14 protein-coding genes are annotated in these 19,815 nt (G+C 67.0%); 4 read left to right on the top strand and 10 right to left on the bottom strand.

What is annotated here, in order from left to right; genetic code table 11:
- Positions 1-28 precede the first annotated feature (28 nt).
- Positions 29-892, bottom strand: coding sequence for a protease modulator HflC (gene hflC / locus ACZK5G_RS16870; protein WP_010482785.1), 864 nt, complete (start codon positions 890-892; stop codon positions 29-31).
- Positions 889-2,022 (bottom strand): FtsH protease activity modulator HflK, encoded by a 1,134-nt coding sequence (gene hflK, locus ACZK5G_RS16875; RefSeq protein ID WP_049401370.1) that lies wholly within the window; start codon positions 2,020-2,022, stop codon positions 889-891. The genes hflC and hflK overlap by 4 nt, the downstream gene beginning before the upstream one ends.
- A 153-nt stretch (positions 2,023-2,175) precedes the next feature.
- On the opposite strand from hflK, the gene ACZK5G_RS16880 reads away from it, so the two are divergent.
- Both ACZK5G_RS16880 and pilH read left to right on the top strand, forming a co-directional pair.
- Entirely contained in the window at positions 2,176-3,171 is a 996-nt protein-coding gene (locus tag ACZK5G_RS16880; RefSeq protein ID WP_478464144.1) for a YhdH/YhfP family quinone oxidoreductase, read from the top strand.
- A gap of 88 nt (positions 3,172-3,259) precedes the next feature.
- Positions 3,260-3,631 (top strand): twitching motility response regulator PilH, encoded by a 372-nt coding sequence (gene pilH / locus ACZK5G_RS16885; protein ID WP_005410644.1) that lies wholly within the window; start codon positions 3,260-3,262, stop codon positions 3,629-3,631.
- 88 nt (positions 3,632-3,719) lie between these two features.
- Here the strand turns inward: pilH and ACZK5G_RS16890 are convergent, their stop codons facing one another.
- Positions 3,720-4,613, bottom strand: a complete 894-nt coding sequence (locus tag ACZK5G_RS16890; protein WP_106468840.1) for a DnaJ C-terminal domain-containing protein — start codon at positions 4,611-4,613, stop codon at positions 3,720-3,722.
- 261 nt (positions 4,614-4,874) lie between these two features.
- Here ACZK5G_RS16890 and ACZK5G_RS16895 point away from each other — a divergent pair, with 261 nt between their 5' ends.
- Together ACZK5G_RS16895 and ACZK5G_RS16900 are read left to right on the top strand one after the other, a co-directional pair.
- The gene (locus ACZK5G_RS16895; protein WP_032127816.1) at positions 4,875-5,357 is read left to right on the top strand and encodes a peroxiredoxin; all 483 of its coding nucleotides are present in this window, start codon (positions 4,875-4,877) and stop codon (positions 5,355-5,357) included.
- Positions 5,358-5,386: 29 nt separating this feature from the next.
- Positions 5,387-5,962, top strand: a complete 576-nt coding sequence (locus ACZK5G_RS16900) for a ferritin-like domain-containing protein (protein WP_049421227.1) — start codon at positions 5,387-5,389, stop codon at positions 5,960-5,962.
- Positions 5,963-6,091: 129 nt separating this feature from the next.
- Here the strand turns inward: ACZK5G_RS16900 and pbpC are convergent, their stop codons facing one another.
- From pbpC to acnD, 7 genes are all read right to left on the bottom strand, one after another.
- Entirely contained in the window at positions 6,092-8,473 is a 2,382-nt protein-coding gene (gene pbpC / locus ACZK5G_RS16905) for a penicillin-binding protein 1C (RefSeq protein WP_478464146.1), read from the bottom strand.
- A 64-nt stretch (positions 8,474-8,537) separates the two neighbouring features.
- Positions 8,538-13,445 carry an alpha-2-macroglobulin family protein gene (locus tag ACZK5G_RS16910; protein WP_478464148.1) on the bottom strand — a complete coding sequence of 1,636 codons (4,908 nt, stop codon included), beginning with the start codon at positions 13,443-13,445 and terminating at the stop codon, positions 8,538-8,540.
- A gap of 224 nt (positions 13,446-13,669) precedes the next feature.
- Positions 13,670-15,130, bottom strand: a complete 1,461-nt coding sequence (locus ACZK5G_RS16915; protein ID WP_478464150.1) for a bifunctional 2-methylcitrate dehydratase/aconitate hydratase — start codon at positions 15,128-15,130, stop codon at positions 13,670-13,672.
- Between the two features lie 151 nt (positions 15,131-15,281).
- Positions 15,282-16,460, bottom strand: coding sequence for a 2-methylaconitate cis-trans isomerase PrpF (gene prpF / locus ACZK5G_RS16920; RefSeq protein WP_478464152.1), 1,179 nt, complete (start codon positions 16,458-16,460; stop codon positions 15,282-15,284).
- 23 nt (positions 16,461-16,483) lie between these two features.
- Entirely contained in the window at positions 16,484-16,810 is a 327-nt protein-coding gene (locus tag ACZK5G_RS16925) for a type II toxin-antitoxin system RelE/ParE family toxin (protein ID WP_317217258.1), read from the bottom strand.
- Positions 16,797-17,054 carry a type II toxin-antitoxin system ParD family antitoxin gene (locus tag ACZK5G_RS16930; protein ID WP_032127809.1) on the bottom strand — a complete coding sequence of 86 codons (258 nt, stop codon included), beginning with the start codon at positions 17,052-17,054 and terminating at the stop codon, positions 16,797-16,799. The genes ACZK5G_RS16925 and ACZK5G_RS16930 overlap by 14 nt, the downstream gene beginning before the upstream one ends.
- 100 nt (positions 17,055-17,154) lie before the next feature.
- Positions 17,155-19,773, bottom strand: coding sequence for a Fe/S-dependent 2-methylisocitrate dehydratase AcnD (acnD, locus tag ACZK5G_RS16935; RefSeq protein ID WP_478464153.1), 2,619 nt, complete (start codon positions 19,771-19,773; stop codon positions 17,155-17,157).
- Positions 19,774-19,815 lie beyond the last annotated feature (42 nt).

Genomic DNA, 19,815 nt, shown 5'->3' on the forward strand with positions numbered 1-19,815 from the left:
GGGCCCCGTGGGGTACTGCCCTGCGACCTCAGCGGTCGTTCTTCAGGTACTGCAGGAACGGGTCGTTCTTGTCGAGCACGATCACGCCGTTGCCGTCGGTCATGGAGCCACGGTAGGCCTCCAGGCTGCGGTAGAACGCATAGAACGACGGGTCGGCCGAGCCGGCCTTGCCGTAGATGCGCGCCGCATCGGCGTCGCCTTCACCGCGAAGGCGCTGGGCATCACGCTCGGCTTCGGCGATCAGCACGGTGCTGTCACGGTCGGCCTGGGCGCGGATGGTCAGCGACTGCTCCTCGCCCTCCGCACGCAGCTTGGCCGCTTCCTGCTTGCGCTGGGCGCGCATGCGCTCGTACACATCATTGATCACCTGGCTGTCGGTCGGCAGGTCCACCTGCTTGATGCGCAGGTCGATCATCTGCATGCCGAGGCCGGCCACCGCTTCGTTGATCCCCTTCAGCTGCTCGGCGATCAGCTCGCTGCGGTCGCCGGAGACCAGCTGCTGCAGGGTGCGCGAGTTGATCTGGTTGCGCAGCGAGTCGGTGATGATCGGTGCCAGGCGGGCGTTGGCGATGCGCGGATCGCCACCGGTGGCACGGAAGTAGTCACCCACGTTGGAGATGTAGCCGATGGCGAAGAAGTCGACGCTGACGTCCTTCTGCTCGGCGGTGAAGTAACGCGCCGGGGCGGTGTCGAGCACCTGGAAGCGGCGGTCGAAGACCTTCACCGTTTCCACCACCGGCACCTTGAAGTGCAGGCCCGGCTTGATGTCCGAACGCACCACCTTGCCCAGGTTCAGCACCATGGCGGTCTGGTCCTCGCGGACCACGTACACCGAGCCGAGCAGGCCCAGCACCACCGCCACGATCACGGCGATCCAGATAGGACTCTTCATCGGCTGCCCTCCTCACGGCCGCTCGGTCGCCCGGTCGGGCGGCCCACCGGCCGGCCCGGATCACGGGAAGCTTCCGCCGCTGCACCCGGCAGCGACGGCATCACCACCTCCGGATTGGTCACTCCCGGCGGCGCCGAGGTGGTGGGACGGGTATCGCCGGTCATCGGCACGTAGATCAGCTGGCGGCCATCGCCACCGATCACCTTGCGGTTCTCGCTCAGCACCTGCTGCACGGTCTCCAGCCACAGGCGCTTGCGGGTCACTTCCGGGGCGTCCTTGTACTGGGCCTGCAACAGGCTGAAGCGCTGCGCGTCACCCTCGGCCTTGGACACCACGGCCTGCTTGTAGCCTTCGGCGGTGGTACGGGCACGCGAGGCCTGGCCCCGGGCTTCCGGCACGACCTTGGCGGCGTAGGCCTGGGCTTCGTTGATCAAGCGTTCCTTGACCTGCTGGGCACCGTTGACCTCGTCGAAGGCCGGCTTCACTTCTTCCGGCGGACGGGCGTCCTGCAGGGTCAGGCCGGTCACGGTCAGGCCGGTCTTGAACGCCTTCAGCAGTGCCTGCAGGCGCTCCTCGGCGGCCACGGCCAGCGGGCCACGGTTGTTCAGCACGGCGTTGAGGTCGGCACGACCGACTTCCTCGCGCACCGCGCTCTGCGCCGACTGCTCCAGCACCTGGTTGGCATCGACCGTGCCGAACAGGTACTGCTGCGGGTCGTCGATGCGGTACTGGACGTTCAGCGAGACGTTGACGATGTTCTCGTCGCGGGTCAGCACCGGCACCTGGATCGAGAAGGTCTTGATCTCGGTGGCATTGACCTTGGTGACCGATTCGATCGGCCACGGCAGCTTGAAGTTCGGGCCGGGCTGCAGGATGCGCGAGAACTGGCCGAAGCGCAGCACCACGCCACGCTGCTGTTCGCCGATCAGCTGGAAGCTGGAGAACAGCACCAGCAACACCACGGCTGCCACCACCCAACGCATGATGCCACCGTCGAACAGGTCCTTCAGCGGCCCGGGCAGTCCGCCCCAGCCACCACCATTGCCACCGCCGCGCGACCCGAAGGGCCCGCGTCGATTGTCCTCGGGGCCTTGTCCGCCCTTGTTGCCGCCGGGTGTATTCCAGGCCATGCACGCTCCATCAAGATTTGGGCTGCGGCGCGGGCCCTTCCCGCACCACCAGCCGTGAAACCATTACCGATCATACAAGATGGGGCGGATCGGCAGGATCGAAAGGGGGGCAACGGGGTAAGGTGGCGTTTTCCTCGAAGTCAGGCAACGCCGATGGCCCCCACCACCCCGTTCACCGCCTTCCGCATCGAAAACGACGACGCCGGCTACCGCAGCGGCCTGGCCCAGCTCAATGTCGACGACCTCAACCCCGGCCAGGTACTGATCCGCGCTCACTGGTCTTCGGTCAACTACAAGGACGCGCTGGCGGGCACCGGCAAGGGCAGGATCCTGCGCCGTTTCCCGCTGGTGGGCGGCATCGACGTGGCCGGTACCGTGGTCGCCAGCACCGACCCGGACTGGCGTGAAGGCGATGCGGTGCTGGCCACCGGCTGCGGCCTCAGCGAGACCCGCGATGGCGGCTACAGCCAGTATGTGCGGCTGGAGTCGCGTGCGGTGATCGCCCAGCCGGCCGGGCTGACCCCGCGTGAGGCGATGGTGCTGGGCACCGCCGGCTTCACGGCAGCGCTGGCGCTGCTGCGCATGCAGGACAACCGGCAGACACCGGAGCTCGGCCCACTGGCGGTCACCGGCGCCAGCGGTGGTGTCGGCGCGCTGGCGCTGTCGATCTTCAGCCGCGCCGGCTACACCGTGCACGCGGTCAGCGGCAAGCCAGAGCAGTCGGACTTCCTGCATGGCATCGGCGCCGCCGAAGTGCTGCCACGTGAGGCGTTGGCCGATACCGGCCCACTGCAGTCGGCCCGCTTCGGCGGGGGCCTCGACAATGCCGGAGGCGACATGCTTGCCAGCTTGCTGGCACAGACGGTGCCCTACGGCAGCGTGGTCAGTGCCGGCCTGGCAGCCAGCCCGACGCTGGACATGACGGTGATGCCGTTCATCCTGCGCGGCGTGTCACTGCTGGGCGTGTCCTCGGCCAATGCACCGCGCGGGCTGCGCGAAGAAGTGTGGTCGCGGCTGGGCAGTGACTGGAAGCCGCAGCAGCTGGACCGCATCTGCACCGCCGAAGTCGGCCTCGATGGCCTTCCTGCCGTGTTCGAACGGATGCTGGCGGGCGGTTCGCTGGGCCGCACCGTGGTGCGGATCGACTGAACGTCGCAGGCAGGCGACGGACGGCAGATGCGCCCCTCCCGCCAGTAATGGGCCCGCACTACACTGCGGGCATTACATGGGGAACAACATGGCACGCATTCTGATCGTCGACGACTCACCGTCGCAGCTGTTGGGGATACAGCGCATCGTCGAGAAGCTCGGGCACCAGATCCTGACCGCCACCGATGGCGCCGCCGGGGTCGAAACCGCCAAGGCCGAGCTGCCCGACCTGGTCCTGATGGACGTGGTGATGCCCAACCTCAATGGCTTCCAGGCCACCCGCACCCTCGCCCGCGACGAGGCGACCCGGCATATCCCGGTGATCCTGGTGACCACCAAGGACCAGGACACCGACCGCATGTGGGGCATGCGCCAGGGCGCCAAGGCCTACATCACCAAGCCGTTCTCGGAAGACGAGCTGTCCGAGGTGCTGGAGCGGGTGTTCGCCGGGCAGGGCTGAGACACGCGCGGTAGTGCCGGCCGCTGGCCGGCAACCACGCATCACCGTCCCGGGCAATGAAGTTGCCGGCCAGCGGCCGGCACTACCTTCAAATGGTCTCGCCGAAGGCCTTGGCCAGGTTCCGGTACGCCTTCTTCTGCGCCTCGTCAGTCGCGGCCGGGGCCACGATCTCGATCTCGACGATCTGGTCGCCATCCGGATTGCCCGGCAGCCCACGGCCACGCAGGCGCAGCTTGCGGCCGGCATCGGAATCGGCCGGAATCTTCAGTTCCACCGCTCCACCCAGGGTCGGCACGCTGATGCTCGTACCCAGCGCGGCCTGCCACGGGGTCACCGGCAGCGTATAGAGGATGTTGCGGCCATCAACCTCGAACTGCGGGTGGGCGGCGTATTCCACTTCCAGCAGCAGGTTGCCGCCATGGTTGCCCTGCCCCGCCAGGCGGATCACCTGGCCCGGGCGGATACCCTTGGGCACGCGCACGTCCAGCTGCTTGCCGTTGACGGTGATGCGCAGGCTGTCGCCGCTGTAGGCCGCTTCCAGCGGAACCGACAGCTTGGCGCGGGTGTCGCGGTTGGGCGCGTGGCCCTGGCTGCTGAAGCCCGGCCCCGGACCAGCACCACCACCGCCACGCTGGCGCGCGAACAGGCTCTCGAAGAAGTCGCTGAAGCCGCCATTGGGGCCGCCACCGCCGAATACTTCCTCGAAATTGAAACCGCCAGCACCACCATAGTTCGGCGGCACGTTGAACTCCTCGCCCGGGCGATAGCCCTGCGCGCGCAGCTGGTCGTAGGCCGCGCGCTTTTCCGGATCGCGCAGCGCCTCGTAGGCCTCGTTGACCGCCTTGAACTTGTCTTCGGCCCCGGCCTCCTTGCTGACGTCCGGGTGGTACTTGCGTGCCAGCCGGCGGTAGGCGGTCTTGATCTCCGCCTCGCCCGCGCTCGGTTCCACCCCCAGGGTGGCGTAGTAATCCTTGAATTCCATCCAGCTACCTCGATCTGCTTCGGCCGCGCCGGTGGCGCCGCCCCAGGTTCATTCTACGCGCCGGCGATGCTACGCCGCCCCTCGTGCGGCCCCGGTGAGGCCGACTGATCCTGCGCAATGCGGCTGCCATCCCCCTGCGCCACGCTGTGGCTGGAAGCCCCTGCCGCAAAGCCTGAAGATGGGGCCTGCACACGGGTTTTCCAATGTCTTGACGCCCCTGTCCCATCCGGCCCACTAGCCTGCCCCAGCAAGGAGTTCCCCATGACCATCCATGTCGGCGACCGCATTCCGGAAGTGACCCTCAAGCGCATCCGCGAGGGCATCGAAACGCTCGATACGCATTCGCTGTTCGACGCACGCAAGGTGGTGCTGTTCGCCGTGCCCGGCGCGTTCACCCCGACCTGCTCGGCGCGCCACCTGCCCGGCTACGTCGAGAAATTCCAGGCGTTCCGCCAGCGCGGCATCGATGTCTACTGCATGGCGGTCAACGACCCGTTCGTGATGAAGGCCTGGGCCGCCGACCAGAGCGTGCCCGACGGCCTGCTGATGCTGTCCGACGGCAATGCCGAACTGACCCGTGCGCTCGGCCTGGAGCTCGACGCCAGCGCCTCGGGCATGGGCATCCGCTCACGCCGTTTCGCCCTGTACGTGGTGGATGGCGTGGTGCGTGCGGCCTGGATCGAGCAGCCCGGCCAGTTCGAAGTGTCTTCGGCCGAATACGTGCTGGAGCACCTGCCAACCTGATCTTCCACCGCAAGAGGAAACGGCCAGCCATGTCCACCAAGCCAGCCAAAGCCGCAAAGCCTGCCGCAAAGGTGCCCGGTATCAGTGACCGCAAGACCCTGCGCGAACGCGCTCGGCGCAACATCGAAGACGGTGCGATCACCGACAGCTACAGCGCCGACCGCAAGGTCGTGATCAAGCTGCTCAACGATGCGTTGGCCACCGAGTACGTATGCGTGCTGCGCTACTACCGGCACTACTTCATGGCCAAGGGCATGCTGGCCGACGCGGTGAAAGCCGAATTCCTCGAGCATGCACAGCAGGAACAGGCGCACGCCGGCAAGCTGGCCGAGCGCATCGTCCAGCTCGGCGGTGAGCCGGACTTCAACCCCGATACGCTGACCGCGCGCTCGCATGCCGAGTACAAGGAAGGCAGCGACCTGCGCGACATGGTGCGCGAGAACCTGGTGGCCGAACGCATCGCCATCGACAGCTACCGCGAGATGATCAACTTCATCGGCGACCGCGATACCACCACCAAGCGCATCCTTGAAGAGATACTGGCGCAGGAAGAGGAACACGCCGACGAATTCGCCGACCTGCTGGATGGGTGGATCGGGGAATAGCGGCCCCGCATACGCCTTGGTAGATGCCCACCTTGGTGGGCGCATTTATCGCGTGCCAACCAAGGTTGGCACCTACCAGAGCACGGCGGTGTCGTTGGCGTTGGACCGCGCGCCGACCAAGGTCGGCATCTACCTGAGAACGTTGAACCGCACCTGCGTCCACGCGCCATCCGCCGCCAGCGCGGTCAGGGTGTGTGCGCCCGGCTCGGCGAACTCGCGCTGCATCAACTGCGCGCCACGGGTCTGCGCGATCCAACGGCCATCCAGCAGCCAGTCCACCGCCTGCTCGCTGCCCAGCGCGCGCAGCTGCAGGCGCACGCCATGTTCGGCATTGGGTGCACGCGCCAGTGCAGCGCCATCATTGAGGCCATCGATGTGCAGGGCCACGCTGGCCTCACGCCCGTCGTCGCGGCAATCCGGCGACAGCGCCGGCAACTGCGAGGCAGCGCGTGTGGCCTTGGGCAGCCACGGTGACAACAACGCCGGCCAGCGCGCGATCTCGCGCGCTACTTCCTCATGTGGATTACGGCAATCGGCCGATACACGCAGTCCGGTCCGCGCATCAGCCAGGTAACGCTGCCGGCCCGGTTGCCAGCGCCGCGCCTCGCGCTCGGGGAAGGTCGGTGGTGCCGCGCCGTCCAGCAGATAGGCCGACATCCGCCGCTGGCACAGTGCCGTCGGCAGGCCTACGGCGCGTTCACCGGTCGGCCAGCAGATGTCTTCCTGGCTGACACTGGCCGGCATCGGTGCAGCAGCCGAATCGCCGCGCTGGCGCGGCAGGCTGTCCACCACTTCGAACATCAGCGGCAGCGCGGTCACCGCGCCGTACTGGCCCGGTAGCGGTGTGCCGTCCGGCCGGCCCACCCACACGCCCACGGTGTAGTGGCGCGTGCTGCCGATTGCCCACGCATCGCGGTACCCGTAACTGGTGCCGGTCTTCCAGGCCACGCGCGGGCGACCGCCAACATCGAAGGTGCCAGCGCTGTAGCCTGGGCGCGGGTTCGATTCCAGCATTTCGCGCACGATCCAGCTGGCGCCGGGCGAGGCCAATCGCCGCTCGATCATCGGTTCGTCATCGGTGTAGCGCACACGCCCGGCGATGCCGTTGCGGTTGAGCGCGGCGAACGCACCGACCAGATCTTCCAGCCGCGCACCGGTACCGCCCAGAATCAGCGAGAGGTTGGGCGTGCTGCCCGGCGGGAAGCGCAGCTGGATGCCGGAGTGCGACAGGCGCGCGGCGAAGCGCGCGGCCCCGACCCGCTGCAGCAGGTCCACCGAGGGCACATTGAGTGACAGCCGCAATGCACTGGAGGCACCAATCGGCCCATTGAAGGCCATGTCGAAATTGCCGGGCCGGTAGCTGCCGAAACTCTGTGGCGCATCGACCAGCAGGCTTTCCGAATGGATCAGGCCATCGTCCAGCGCCATCGCATACAGGAACGGCTTGAGCGTGGAGCCCGGCGACCGCCAGGCCTGCACCATGTCGACGTGGCCGAGCCGCTGGCGGTCACCAAAGGACAACGTACCGACGTAGGCACGCGCCTGCAGAGACTGGTTGTCGACCACCAGCAAGGCCGCCGAAGTACGCTCGGGCAGTGTCGAGAAATAGCTCGCCACGCGTTCTTCCAGCGTGCGCTGCAGGCCGATGTCGATGCTGCTCTGGATGCGCGCCTGGCCCGGATGCGCCGAATGCAGGCGCTGCGCCAGCAGCGCGGCGTGCAACGGAGGTCGCAGCGAGCGTGCCACCACGTTCTCGATGCGCGCATCCTGCACTTCCTCCGGCGTCCACGCGCCCAGTTCGGCCATGCGTGACAGCACCTTGTCGCGCGCTTTCTGCGCGGCTTCCGGGTGGCGGTCCGGGCGCAGCCGGCTCGGTGCCTGTGGCAGTACCGCCAGCAAGGCGGCCTCGGCATGTGACAGCTGCGCCGCCGGCTTGCCCAGATAGGCCCAGCTGGCCGCTTCCACGCCCTCGATGGTGCCACCGTAGGGCGCGCGCTCCAGATACAGGGCCAGGATCTGCTGCTTGCTCAGATGCACTTCCAGCTGCACCGCGCGCAGCATCTGCTTGAGCTTTCCCCAGGGCGTGCGCGTATGCGGGTCGAGGATGCGCGCGACCTGCATGGTCAGGGTCGAGCCGCCGGAAACGATGCGACCACCGCGCAGCAGCTGGCCGCTGGCACGCAGGATGGCCAGCGGGTTGATACCCGGATGGCGCCAGAACCAGCGGTCTTCGTAGGTCAGCAGCGCCTGCAGGTACAGCGGCGAGACGCTGTCGATCGATGCCGGATAGCGCCACACGCCCTCGGCATCGGCGAACGCACGCAGCGGCGTACCGTCGGCAGCCACCACCAGGGTGCTGGTATCGCGCTGCTTCGGCAGCGGCGGCGGGAAGGCGAAATCCAGCACCAGCAGCAGCGCCAGCGTGGCGGCCGTGCCCCAGCGCAGCCACGGCCACAGCGGCCGCAACCGGCGGCGCAGGGCCGCCAGCCGGATCGACATCGTCTTCTTCATTGCAGCGTGCCGGATTGGAGCTTGCCAGCGGGACGGGCCGCGCCGTCGCGGCCCGTCCGCGCGGTCACGGCTGTACCACCGTGATCGTGGTCGGGTTGCTGCGGCCGACGCCACGCAGCTGCGGCCGGTACATGTCCTCCACCAGCGGCGGCGGCACCGAGTAGGTACCCGGGGTCACCGCACGCACCAGATAGAACACGTTGGCCTTGCTGCCACGCGAGAGCTTCAGCGCAGCCACATAGCGGTCGTCGCGGAACTCCTCGTGCTTGGTGTCGGCAGCTTCGCCGCGGTCGCTGATGGTGATGCCATCAACCACTACGTCGGCCCACTGCTTGGCATCGCCCAGGTTGAAGTTCTCGATCTCCAGGCCGGCCGGCAGCAGGTCGGTCAGCAGTGCATCGGGCATCGTGGTGTCGGCGGTGACGGTGACGCGCACGATCAGCGCTTCGCCTTCCTTCAGCGGACGCGGCGACCACGGCTTGCCATCGGTGCCGAAGTAGCTGCGCTCAATGCCCAGCACGCTGTTGTCCGGTGCCGGCGCACTGCGCGGGATGCCAGCCACGTCGATGCTGGCGAACATCGGCGGCTGGCCCTGCGGAGTGAAGCGCACGCCACTGGCCAGTTCGCTGGCGCTGAAATTGCGGCCGAACAGCTTGCGCTCGCCGATGGCTTCGGTGTTGCCACCGATCACCAGCTCACCGGCCACCAGCGCCTTCTGATTGGCGGCCAGTGCCTTGCCAAGGCGGGCGATCGCTACCTGTTCCTGCGTGCTCAGCCACATCCAGCCGGCATTGCGGCGCGCATTCAGGCCACGGCCCAGATCCAGCGCACGCGCATCCCAGGCCGGCTTGGCCAGCTTGTTTTCGTGGGTCAGCGCGATCATCAGCGCGTCATCACGGATGGCGCTGCCGTAGTCGCCGAAGTAGGACGGGCGTTCGCTGCTGGACTTGGCGAAGGCTGCGGTCAGCGCGGCCTGGCCACGCTTGGCATCACCCTGCAGCGACAGCGCCACGCCCAGATGGACCAGCGACAGGCCGCCGACCGCCTTGCTGCGCTCGTTGTCGTACAGCGTGCGCAGGGTGCCCAGCGGCGCACGGTTGACCCGGGCCAGCACGTAGCCCGAATACGCCTGGTTGGCGAACTTCAGCTTCTCGCGGTCGTCCTGGCCGTAGAACTGGTTGCCGCCGGACAGCAGGTCCTCGCTGAGCCGGTTCAGTGCCTTCTGCAGCACGTTGTCCGGCACCGCGAAGCCGGCGTCCTTGGCATCGAGCAGGAACTCGGTGATGTAAGGCGTCAGCCACGGGTTCACGTAGCCGTCGTCACCCCACATCGAGAAGTTGCCGTTGGCCACCTGCATCGACGCCAGGCGACCGAACGCACCTTCCATGCGTTCGCGACGGGTCTTGGCATCCAGGCCATCGGCACCGAGCATCGACGACGTCGCCTGGTCCAGGATCAGCGCGGCGTAGCCCTTGCTGGTGGTCTGCTCGGCACAGCCGTACGGGTAGTTCAGCGCGCCCTGCAGCGCACTGGCGAACGGGATCGGCGGCAGCGGGCTGACCAGCAGGCGGGCATTCACCGACTCGGACATCAGGCCATCGGTCAGGCTGTTGTCGAGACTGACCGCTGCCAGCGGATCCAGCGTGCGCACCTGCGAACGCAGCACCTGCGGCCACGCGGCACGCACCGGCAGTTCGTAGCGGCGGTCGGCCTTGAAGCCGTTGCCGTCCACACGTACGCGCACCTTGGCCACGCTGTGGCCCTCACGCGCGGACAGCGGGAAACTCAGCGTTGTCTTGGCATCGGCATTCAACTGCACGCTGCGGCTGCCCTCGCCCAGGTTCAGCGGGCCTTCGCTTTCCACCTTCACGTTGAACTGGCCCGGCTTGCCGGTGAAGTTCTGCACGTCCAGGGTCACGGTGCTGCGGTCGCCCGGGGCGAGCACGCGCGGCATGCTGGCTTCGGCCAGGATCGGCGCGCGCACCACGGTTTCCACATCGCGCTTGCCGTACTGGTCATCGCTGTAGACCAGTGCCGACACCCGCAGCGTGCCGTTGAAGTCCGGCACCTTCAGGCGGATGCGGGCGATGCCCTTGGCATCGAGCTGCACCGGGCCGGAGAACAGGTCCACGGTCTGCACGCGCGCAGTCGGGCGCTTGGCCTGCGGCAACGCCTGCAGCGCCATGTCGCCACCGAACTTCAGCTTGCCGGCACCGCCGTCAAAGCTCTCGATCACCCGGCTGTAGATGTCATAGGCATCAATGCCGAGGCGACGCTGGGCGAAGAAGTGCGCACCGGCATCGGGTACCGGGAAGCGGGTGATGTTGAGGATGCCCACGTCCACCGCCGAGACGGTGACGTGCGCCATCTTGCCAGCCAGCTGCGGCGCGCTGACCGTCACCGGCAGGTCCTGCTCCGGTCGCATCTGCTTGGGCGCTGCCAGGCCGACGGCCACGGTGCGGCCCTTGCGGTCCATCGGCACATGCACCACGCCCACGGCACGGGCCGGAGTGATCTTGCTCGGCGCACTGCCGCCACGGAACACCAGCGCGGTGATGTAGACGTCGTGCCGCTCCCAATCGGCGGTGACCGGAATCTTGAAGGTCGAACCCGGCTTGGCGTCGATGTCCTGCACGTACAGCATGCGGTCGGTCTCGACCATCAGGATGCCCTTGCCGGCATGCGGCGGGGTCACCGTCACCTCCAGCGTGTCACCGGCCTTGTAGCCGGTCTTGTCCAGGCCCAGCTTGACCTTGTCCGGGCGCGCGTCCAGGCCGCGGTTGTCGTCGCCCCAGCTCCAGCCGGCACGGAACGGGTAGCGGCTGGTCAGGCCGGTGGACGGATCGAACACGTCCACCCGGTACTCGCCCCACTCCACCGGGAAATCGAAGGCGACCGCGCTGCTGCCGGCGTCGACGGTGCGCGTTTCCTTGTTCTCGAAGCGGCGGGTGAAATCGTAGTCCCAGCGGTTGTCGTTGAAGGTCCAGTGGTAGTCGCGCAGCTCGCGCACCAGGGTGATCTTCAGGCCCTTGGCCGGCTGCGGTGTGCCCGCAGCATCCACGCGCATCAACTCGAAGCGTGCATTGCCGTTGGAGTCGGCACCATCCTCGGGGTTGAACAGCGGGCGCACGCCGACCAGCGCGTTGGCCGGCCACATCACCCGCTTCAGGGTGCGGGTGACGGTACGGCCACCGGTTTCATACAGGCTGCCGGACAGCACCACGGCGATCGGTGCCTTGGCCTTGGCGGCCTCTTCCGGCAATGCCACATCCTCACGCAGCTGGCCGTTGGCCGGCAGCGTGATGTCGATCACGTCCTTGGCTTCGCGCGGCAGCTGCAGGGTCGGGTCACCGAAGAAGTAGCCCGGCAGGCCTTCGACCGGCTGCTGCTCGGCGGCCACCGCCATGCGCGCAGTGAAACGGTTGCCGTCCGCCGGCGCACCGTACAGGTAGGCACCATTGGCCTGCAGGCGCAGGTCCTCGCCCGGCTTCAGCGTCTTCTGCGCGCTGTCCAGGTCCAGCTTCATGCGCTCGGGCAGGAACTCCTCGATGCGCAGGGTCATGCCCTGGATCGCTTCCTTGCTGGCCGGATCGGTGCGGAACTCGACCTGCCAGCGCCCGGTCGGCGCCTCGGCGGGGATCACCTGCTCGAAGTTGATGTAGCCCTGCTCGCCCGGCTGCAGGCGAGTCTCGCGGAAGGTCTTGCCGTCGGGCTGCTTCAGGCGCAGGAACACCGGCTGAGCCTTGACCGGCTTGCCATCGTTGTCGCGCAGCAGGGCGGACAGGCGCACGGTTTCGCCCGGGCGATACAGGTCGCGCCCGGACCAGGCATAGACGTCGAACCAGGCATTGTCACGGCCGGCCACGGCGAATTCGCTCAGGTCCAGCGCCGGCTGGTTGAACGGCAGGAAGCTGGTGTCCTTGCCCGTGCTGGCGACCAGCACGTGAGTGGCATCCAGCGTGTAGTTCAGCAGCGCATTGCCGTTGCCGTCGGTGCTGCCCTTCAGCACCACTTCGCCCTTGGCATCCAGCACGCGTAGGTCGATGCCCTTCAGCGGCGCGCCGTCCTTGAGGCCGGCGGTGTGCACGAACAGCTTGTCCTTGTAGGCACGGGTATGCAGGCCGATGTCGCTGACCGAGAAGAACGCGGTATCGAACTCGCCTTCGTAGTCACCGGTGCGCTTGAGCAGGGCAAAGTACAGGCCCGGCTCCTGCAGTTCCTTGATGTCCTGGGTCGGCAGGTAGGTCAGCACCCGCTCGTTCTTCTTGCCGCCGAGGATGAAGCGGTTGACGTAGACCGGCTCGGCCAGTTTGTTGATCGGGCTGCGTTCGTAGTCGCTGCTCAGCTCCCAGCTGCCACGGCGGCCGCCGCGCTGGTACTGGCTGAAGAAGGTCGGCAGGTCCTTCTCGCGCACGCGCAGGAATTCGACGTCAACCTCGGGCACGTTCACCGAGACCACCGGCAGGCCACGGCTGTCCTTGGCCGGCAGCACGCTGCCCTGCGAGGCGAAGCCGACCACCGGCTTCAGCTCGCCGCTGAACACCTTCTGCTTCAGTTCCTTGCCCAGGCGACTGCCATCGGCGGCCAGCAGGTCGGGCGAGACCACCAGGCTGAACTCCTTGCCAGCCTCGACGAACGGATAGCGGAGGGTCAGGCCGTCATCGGACAACGTCCAACTGCTGTCGTCGGTGCCGACCTTCTCTTCGAAGCGCACCAGCTTGTCGAAATCCTGGGTGCCGACCAGCGGGCGCGAGAACTCCAGCGCCAGCGACAGGCCGTCATTCTTCTGGTCCGGGTAGGCACGCAGCAGGGTGAATTCCTTCACCTGCTCGGCCTGGGTGGTGATCGCTTCACCGCTGGCCTTGGGCAGCTGCCCGCTGTCGTTGCGGCAACCGGCCAGGCCCAGCAACAGGCCTCCTGCCAGTACCGCCGCCGCCCATCCCCACCGCTTCCGCCGTGCCGGACCGCTCATGTCGTCACTCCTTGATCGAGGTGGCCATTATAGGCAGGCCGCGTCAAGGTGTTGACGCGGATTCGGCAATTGCCCGGGCGGGTAGTGCCGGCCGCTGGCCGGCGGAACCGGTAGCCGCCAACCTCGGTTGGCGTCGGCCGTGCCAACCAAGGTTGGCACCTACCAAAGCGAGCCGAGCCACGTGCCTGGCAAGCAGGCGTGGTGTCAGATCCACCAAAGCGTTGCTACCCCGGCAGATAGAGATCCACGTAATCGGTCACCGGCATCGCCGCCAGCGCCACCGGGTCCAGCGAGGCGGCCAGGATGCGCTGCTGCTGGGCGGTCGGGAAGCGATGGGCCAGGTGCCGGCGGAACTTGTCCATCAGCAGCGGAATGCCTTCTCCGCGGCGTCGGGCGTGGCCAAGCGGGTACTCCACCAGCACTTCCGGCAGTTCACTGCCATCGTTGAAGCGCACGCTCAGGCCGTTGGCGATGCTGCGCTTGTCCGGGTCCAGATAGTCGGCGCTGAGCTGCGGATCCTCGTGGCAGGCCATCTTTGCGCGCAGCGCGTCGATGCGCGGATCGGCGGCGACGTCGTCCTCATAGTCCTCGGCCACCAGCCGCCCATGCAGCAGCGCGATGGCGATCATGTACTGCACGCAGTGGTCGCGGTCGGCCGGATTGTGCAGTGGGCCTCTCTTGTCGATGATGCGGATGCAGGCTTCCTGGGTGCGGATGGCGATGTGCGCGATATCCTCGACCTGCCGCCCCATCGCGCGCAATTGCTGGTGCAGCGCGATCGCTGCCTCCACCGCAGTCTGGCCGTGGAACTCGGCCGGGTAGCTGATCTTGAACAGCACGTTCTCCATCACATAGCTGCCCAGCGGCCGCTCCAGCGTCAGTGCCTGTCCATGCATGGACACAGCCTCGAAGCCCCAGGTCGGTGCACTGAGCACGCTCGGATAGCCCATTTCACCCGTTGCCGCGATCAGCGCCATGCGTACGCCACGGCTGGTGGCATCGCCGGCGGCCCAGCTCTTGCGCGAACCGGTGTTGGGCGCGTGCCGGTAGGTCCGCAGCGCCTGGCCATCGACCCAGGCCAGCGACACTGCATTGAGCATGCGTTCGCGATCCAGCCCGAGCAGCTGCGCCACCACAGCGGTGGTGGCGACCTTGACCAGCACCACATGGTCCAGCCCGACCCGATTGAAGGAATTCTGCAGGGCCAGTACACCCTGGATCTCGTGCGCCTTGATCATCGCCAGCAGCACGTCGTGCACGGTCGGCGGCGGGCGGCGCAGGGCCTGCGCGTTGCGTCCCAGCCAGTCGCAGACGGCGAGGATGCCGCCCAGGTTGTCCGACGGGTGGCCCCATTCGGCGGCCAGCCAGGTGTCGTTGAAATCCAGCCAGCGCACCATCGCGCCCAGGTTGAAGGCGGCCTGCACCGGATCCAGCACGTAGTGCGTACCCGGCACGCGCGCACCGTTGACCACGCTGATGCCCGGCACCAGAGGACCGAGCAGCTTGCTGCAGGCCGGGAAGGACAGCGCTTCCAAACCGCAGCCCAGCGTGTCGAGCAGGCAGTGGTGCGCGGTCTGGAACGCCAGCGGTGAGTCGATGCGTGCGTCGCGCACGTAATCGACGATGTCCACCAGCAGCGCATCCCACGCTGCACGCTCGTTGGATGGGGTGGGGTTGTCGGACATCGTCGATCTCCTCTTCAGAAAGCGGGTCAGGCCGCGCCTCCCGGTAGTCGCCAACCGTGGTTGGCGCTGGACATTGCCCGGGCGGTGCCAATGCCATGCCAACCAAGGTTGGCATCTACCGAAGCGTGTGATGCCAGCGCCGACCTGCGGGTTACTCGGCCGGCACCCGCACCTTGCCTTCCATCAGCACGCGGGCACTGCGGCTCATGATGGCCTTGCTTACTGTCCACTGGCCGTCAACGAGGCCGGCCTGCGCACCCACGCGCAGCGTGCCGGAGGGATGACCGAAGGTCACCGCTTCGCGTTCGCCGCCGCCGGCCGCACGATTGACCAGGGTGCCCGGAATAGCCGCGGCAGTGCCGATCGCCACGGCGGCGGTGCCCATCATCGCGTGGTGCAGCTTGCCCATCGACAGTGCGCGCGCATGCAGGTCGATGGCCGAGGCCGGAATGGCCTTGCCGCTGGATGACACATAGTCCTGCGCCGGCGCCACGAAGGCCACCTTCGGCGTGTGCTGGCGGGTCGCCGCATCTTCCAGGTTCTTGATCAGCCCCATGCGCAGCGCGCCATGTGCACGGATGGTCTCGAATTTCTGCAGTGCGGCCTTGTCCTCGTTGATCGCCGGCTGCAGCTCGGTGCCGCTGTAGCCCAGATCGGCAGCGTTGAGGAAGATCGTCGGGATGCCAGCGGTGATCATGGTCACCTCGAAGCTGCCCACGCCGGGCACTTCCAGGGTATCGACCAGATTGCCGGTCGGGAACATCGCACCCGCATCGCCGTCATCGGACGGATCGATGAATTCCAGCTGGATCTCGGCCGCCGGGAAGGTCACGCCGTCCAGCTCGAAATCGCCGATCTCCTGCACTTCGCCATCGCGCATCGGCACGTGGGCGATGATGGTCTTGCCGATGTTGGCCTGCCAGATGCGTACGGTGCACAGGCCGTCACGCGGTACCCGGGCCGGATCGATCAAACCGTTGGCGATTGCGAACGGACCCACCGCAGTGCTGAGATTGCCGCAGTTGCCGCTCCAATCGACGAAGGCGGTGTCGATCGCCACCTGACCGTACAGATAGTCGACATCGTGATCCGGCACAGAGGCAGTGGAGATGATCACGCACTTGCTGGTGCTGGAGGTGGCGCCGCCCATGCCATCGGTCTGCTTGCCATACGGATCGGGCGAACCGATCACGCGCATCAGCAGCGCGTCACGCGCGGCGCCCGGCACCTGCGCGGCCTCGGGCAGGTCCTGCAGGCGGAAGAACACGCCCTTGCTGGTGCCGCCGCGCATGTAGGTGGCGGGAATTCGGAGTTGCGGAAGAAAATTCATCGTCGGATCCAAGCGTTTGGATTTCAGGAAATGTCTTGCATCAGTGCGTCAAGGCCACGATCAACGCACCACACCCGCATGACGTCCACGCGGTCCGGCAGATCGAGGTAGTAGACGAGATAGCGTTCAAAGCCCGGAACCTGCATGAAGCGCAGGAGTGCCGGCAACTGTGCGGCGAGGTCGGCATGGCGGACGGAATCTGACGCAGGGAACATCGCAATACGTTGAAGCGTGGCCTCCAGCTCGGCGAGAAAGCGCTGACCCAGTGCCAGCCCTCCCTGTCGTGCGTACCACAGCGCGGCGTCGGCTGCGTCTGTCTCGGCCCGGGGCCTCCATTCAATCGCCTTCACGCTCCATCCTTTCGGTCAGTTCGCGACGCATCCGCTCGAATGTGGCCGCAGTCACCGGAACGGCAGGCCCAGAAGCCAGCCCCTCGGCAATCAACTGCTTGAGCAGCGCTTCAGCCTTGCTGCGCTGACGCTGGCGGATCAGGTCACGCACATAATCCGACGTACTGGAGTAGCCGCCTTCGCGCACTTCCTCGTCCACGAACTGCTTGAGCGGATCGGTCAGCGAAATGTTCATGGTGGCCATGAAACTCTCCTTTGGCAGTTTTTGCCAGGTCAGTGTGCGCCCTGCCCTGGTGTCGGACAAGCCCGCCCCCGGCCTCCGGGGGCAGGCATTCAGTCCGGCATCACGCCACCTTGGCGCCTTCCAGGAAGTCCTGGGCGAAGCGCTGCAGCACGCCGCCGGCCTCGTAGATCGCCACTTCCTCGTCGCTGTCCAGGCGGCAGGTGACCGGCACGAGCACGTCCTGGCCGTCGCGGCGGTGGATGACCAGGGTCAGCTCGGCGCGCGGGGTGCGCTCGCCGATCACATCGAAGGTCTCGGTGCCGTCGATGCCCAGGGTCAGGCGGGTGGTGCCCGGCTTGAACTCCAGCGGCAGCACGCCCATGCCGATCAGGTTGGTGCGGTGGATGCGCTCGAAGCCTTCGGCCACGATCGCCTCCACGCCAGCCAGGCGCACGCCCTTGGCGGCCCAGTCACGCGAGCTGCCCTGGCCGTAGTCGGCACCGGCGATGATGATCAGCGGCTGTTTGCGGTCCATGTAGGTCTCGATCGCTTCCCACATGCGCATCACCTTGCCTTCCGGCTCCACGCGCGCCAGCGAGCCCTGCTTCACGCTGCCATCGTCGTTGCGCACCATCTCGTTGAACAGCTTCGGATTGGCGAACGTAGCGCGCTGCGCGGTCAGGTGGTCACCGCGGTGGGTCGCGTAGGAATTGAAGTCCTCTTCCGGCAGGCCCATCTTCGCCAGGTACTCACCGGCGGCACTGGACGCCAGGATCGCGTTGGACGGCGACAGGTGGTCGGTGGTGATGTTGTCCGGCAGCACCGCCAGCGCGCGCATGCCAGACAGCGTGCGCTCACCGGCCAGTGCGCCCTCCCAGTACGGCGGACGGCGGATGTAGGTGCTCTGCGGGCGCCAGTCGTACAGCGGGCTGACCGCCGCACCGTGCTCCACGCGCACGTTGAACATCGGGTTGTAGACGCGGCGGAACTGCTCCGGCTTCACCGAGGCCTTCACCACCGCGTCGATCTCGGCGTCGCTCGGCCAGATGTCCTTCAGGCGCACCTCGTTGCCGTCGGTGTCCACGCCCAGCACGTCCTTCTCGATATCGAAGCGCACGGTGCCGGCGATGGCATAGGCGATCACCAGCGGCGGCGAAGCCAGGAAGGCCTGCTTCGCATACGGGTGGATGCGGCCATCGAAGTTGCGGTTGCCCGACAACACGGCGGTGGAATACAGGTCGCGATCGATGATTTCCTGCTGGATCTTCGGGTCCAGCGCACCGCTCATGCCGTTGCAGGTGGTGCAGGCGAAGGCAACGATGCCGAAGCCCAGCTTCTCCAGGTCCGGCAGCAGGCCGGATTCTTCCAGGTACAGCTGCACCGCTTTCGAGCCCGGCGCCAGCGACGACTTCACCCATGGCTTGCGCAGCAGGCCACGTTCGTTGGCCTTGCGCGCCAGCAGCGCGGCGGCGATCACGTTGCGCGGATTGGAGGTGTTGGTGCAGCTGGTGATGGCGGCGATGATCACCGCGCCATCGGGCATCAACCCCTGCGCCTGTTCGACTTTGCCCGCTTCCAGCTTGGCCGCATCAGCAATGCCGCGCTCGACCAGTTCGGCCACCGGCAGGCGACGGTGCGGATTGCTCGGGCCGGCCATGTTGCGCACCACGGTCGACAGATCGAAGCGCAGCACGCGCTCGTACTGCGCGGTGGCCAGATCATCGGCCCACAGGCCGGTGGTGCGGGCATAGTTCTCCACCAGCGCCACCTGCGATTCCTCGCGGCCAGTCAGGCGCAGGTAATCGATGGTCTGCCCGTCGATGTAGAACATCGCGGCGGTCGCGCCGTACTCCGGGCACATGTTGGAAATGGTGGCGCGGTCACCGATGGTCAGTGCCGCAGCACCCTCGCCGAAGAATTCGAGATACGCACCGACCACGCGCTCCTTGCGCAGGAACTCGGTCAGCGCCAGCACCACGTCGGTGGCGGTGATGCCCGGCTGCGGCCTGCCGGTCAGCTCGACACCGATGATGTCCGGCAGACGCATCCACGAGGCGCGGCCCAGCATCACGTTCTCGGCTTCCAGGCCGCCAACACCAATCGCGATCACGCCCAGTGCATCCACGTGCGGGGTATGGCTGTCGGTACCCACGCAGGTATCCGGGAAGGCCACGCCGTCCTGCACGTAGACCACCGGCGACATCTTCTCCAGATTGATCTGGTGCATGATGCCGTTGCCCGGCGGAATCACGTCCACGTTCTCGAACGCCAGCTTGGTCCAATCGATGAAGTGGAAACGGTCTTCGTTGCGGCGATCTTCGATGGCGCGGTTCTTCTCGAACGCCTGCGGATCGAAACCACCGCACTCCACCGCCAGCGAGTGATCGACGATCAGCTGCACCGGCACCACCGGATTGACCTTGGCCGGGTCGCCACCCTTGTCGGCGATCGCATCACGCAGGCCAGCCAGGTCGACCAGTGCGGTCTGGCCGAGGATGTCGTGGCAGACCACGCGTGCCGGGAACCACGGGAAGTCGAGGTCGCGGCGGCGCTCGATCAGCTGCTTCAGCGAATCGCCAAGCGTAGCCGGATCGCAGCGGCGCACCAGGTTCTCGGCCAGCACGCGCGAGGTGTATGGCAGGGTGGCATAGGCGCCGGGCTGGATTGCATCGACAGCGGCGCGCGCGTCGAAATAATCCAGCGTGCTGCCGGGGAGGTTCTTGCGGTAATCGGTATTCATGGGCTGGCGGAGTGCTTGAGGCGGGCCGGGTGCCGGCGGTGC

The organism is Stenotrophomonas sp. 62841_Sma, from assembly GCF_056482945.1.

What these genes read in the sequence shown, in the direction of transcription:
- hflC (WP_010482785.1), bottom strand. Translation starts at nt 892, where the DNA reads ATGAAGAGTCCTATCTGGATCGCCGTGATCGTGGCGGTGGTGCTGGGC.
- hflK (WP_049401370.1), bottom strand. Translation starts at nt 2,022, where the DNA reads ATGGCCTGGAATACACCCGGCGGCAACAAGGGCGGACAAGGCCCCGAG.
- ACZK5G_RS16880 (WP_478464144.1), top strand. Translation starts at nt 2,176, where the DNA reads ATGGCCCCCACCACCCCGTTCACCGCCTTCCGCATCGAAAACGACGAC.
- pilH (WP_005410644.1), top strand. Translation starts at nt 3,260, where the DNA reads ATGGCACGCATTCTGATCGTCGACGACTCACCGTCGCAGCTGTTGGGG.
- ACZK5G_RS16890 (WP_106468840.1), bottom strand. Translation starts at nt 4,613, where the DNA reads ATGGAATTCAAGGATTACTACGCCACCCTGGGGGTGGAACCGAGCGCG.
- ACZK5G_RS16895 (WP_032127816.1), top strand. Translation starts at nt 4,875, where the DNA reads ATGACCATCCATGTCGGCGACCGCATTCCGGAAGTGACCCTCAAGCGC.
- ACZK5G_RS16900 (WP_049421227.1), top strand. Translation starts at nt 5,387, where the DNA reads ATGTCCACCAAGCCAGCCAAAGCCGCAAAGCCTGCCGCAAAGGTGCCC.
- pbpC (WP_478464146.1), bottom strand. Translation starts at nt 8,473, where the DNA reads ATGAAGAAGACGATGTCGATCCGGCTGGCGGCCCTGCGCCGCCGGTTG.
- ACZK5G_RS16910 (WP_478464148.1), bottom strand. Translation starts at nt 13,445, where the DNA reads ATGAGCGGTCCGGCACGGCGGAAGCGGTGGGGATGGGCGGCGGCGGTA.
- ACZK5G_RS16915 (WP_478464150.1), bottom strand. Translation starts at nt 15,130, where the DNA reads ATGTCCGACAACCCCACCCCATCCAACGAGCGTGCAGCGTGGGATGCG.
- prpF (WP_478464152.1), bottom strand. Translation starts at nt 16,460, where the DNA reads ATGAATTTTCTTCCGCAACTCCGAATTCCCGCCACCTACATGCGCGGC.
- ACZK5G_RS16930 (WP_032127809.1), bottom strand. Translation starts at nt 17,054, where the DNA reads ATGGCCACCATGAACATTTCGCTGACCGATCCGCTCAAGCAGTTCGTG.
- acnD (WP_478464153.1), bottom strand. Translation starts at nt 19,773, where the DNA reads ATGAATACCGATTACCGCAAGAACCTCCCCGGCAGCACGCTGGATTAT.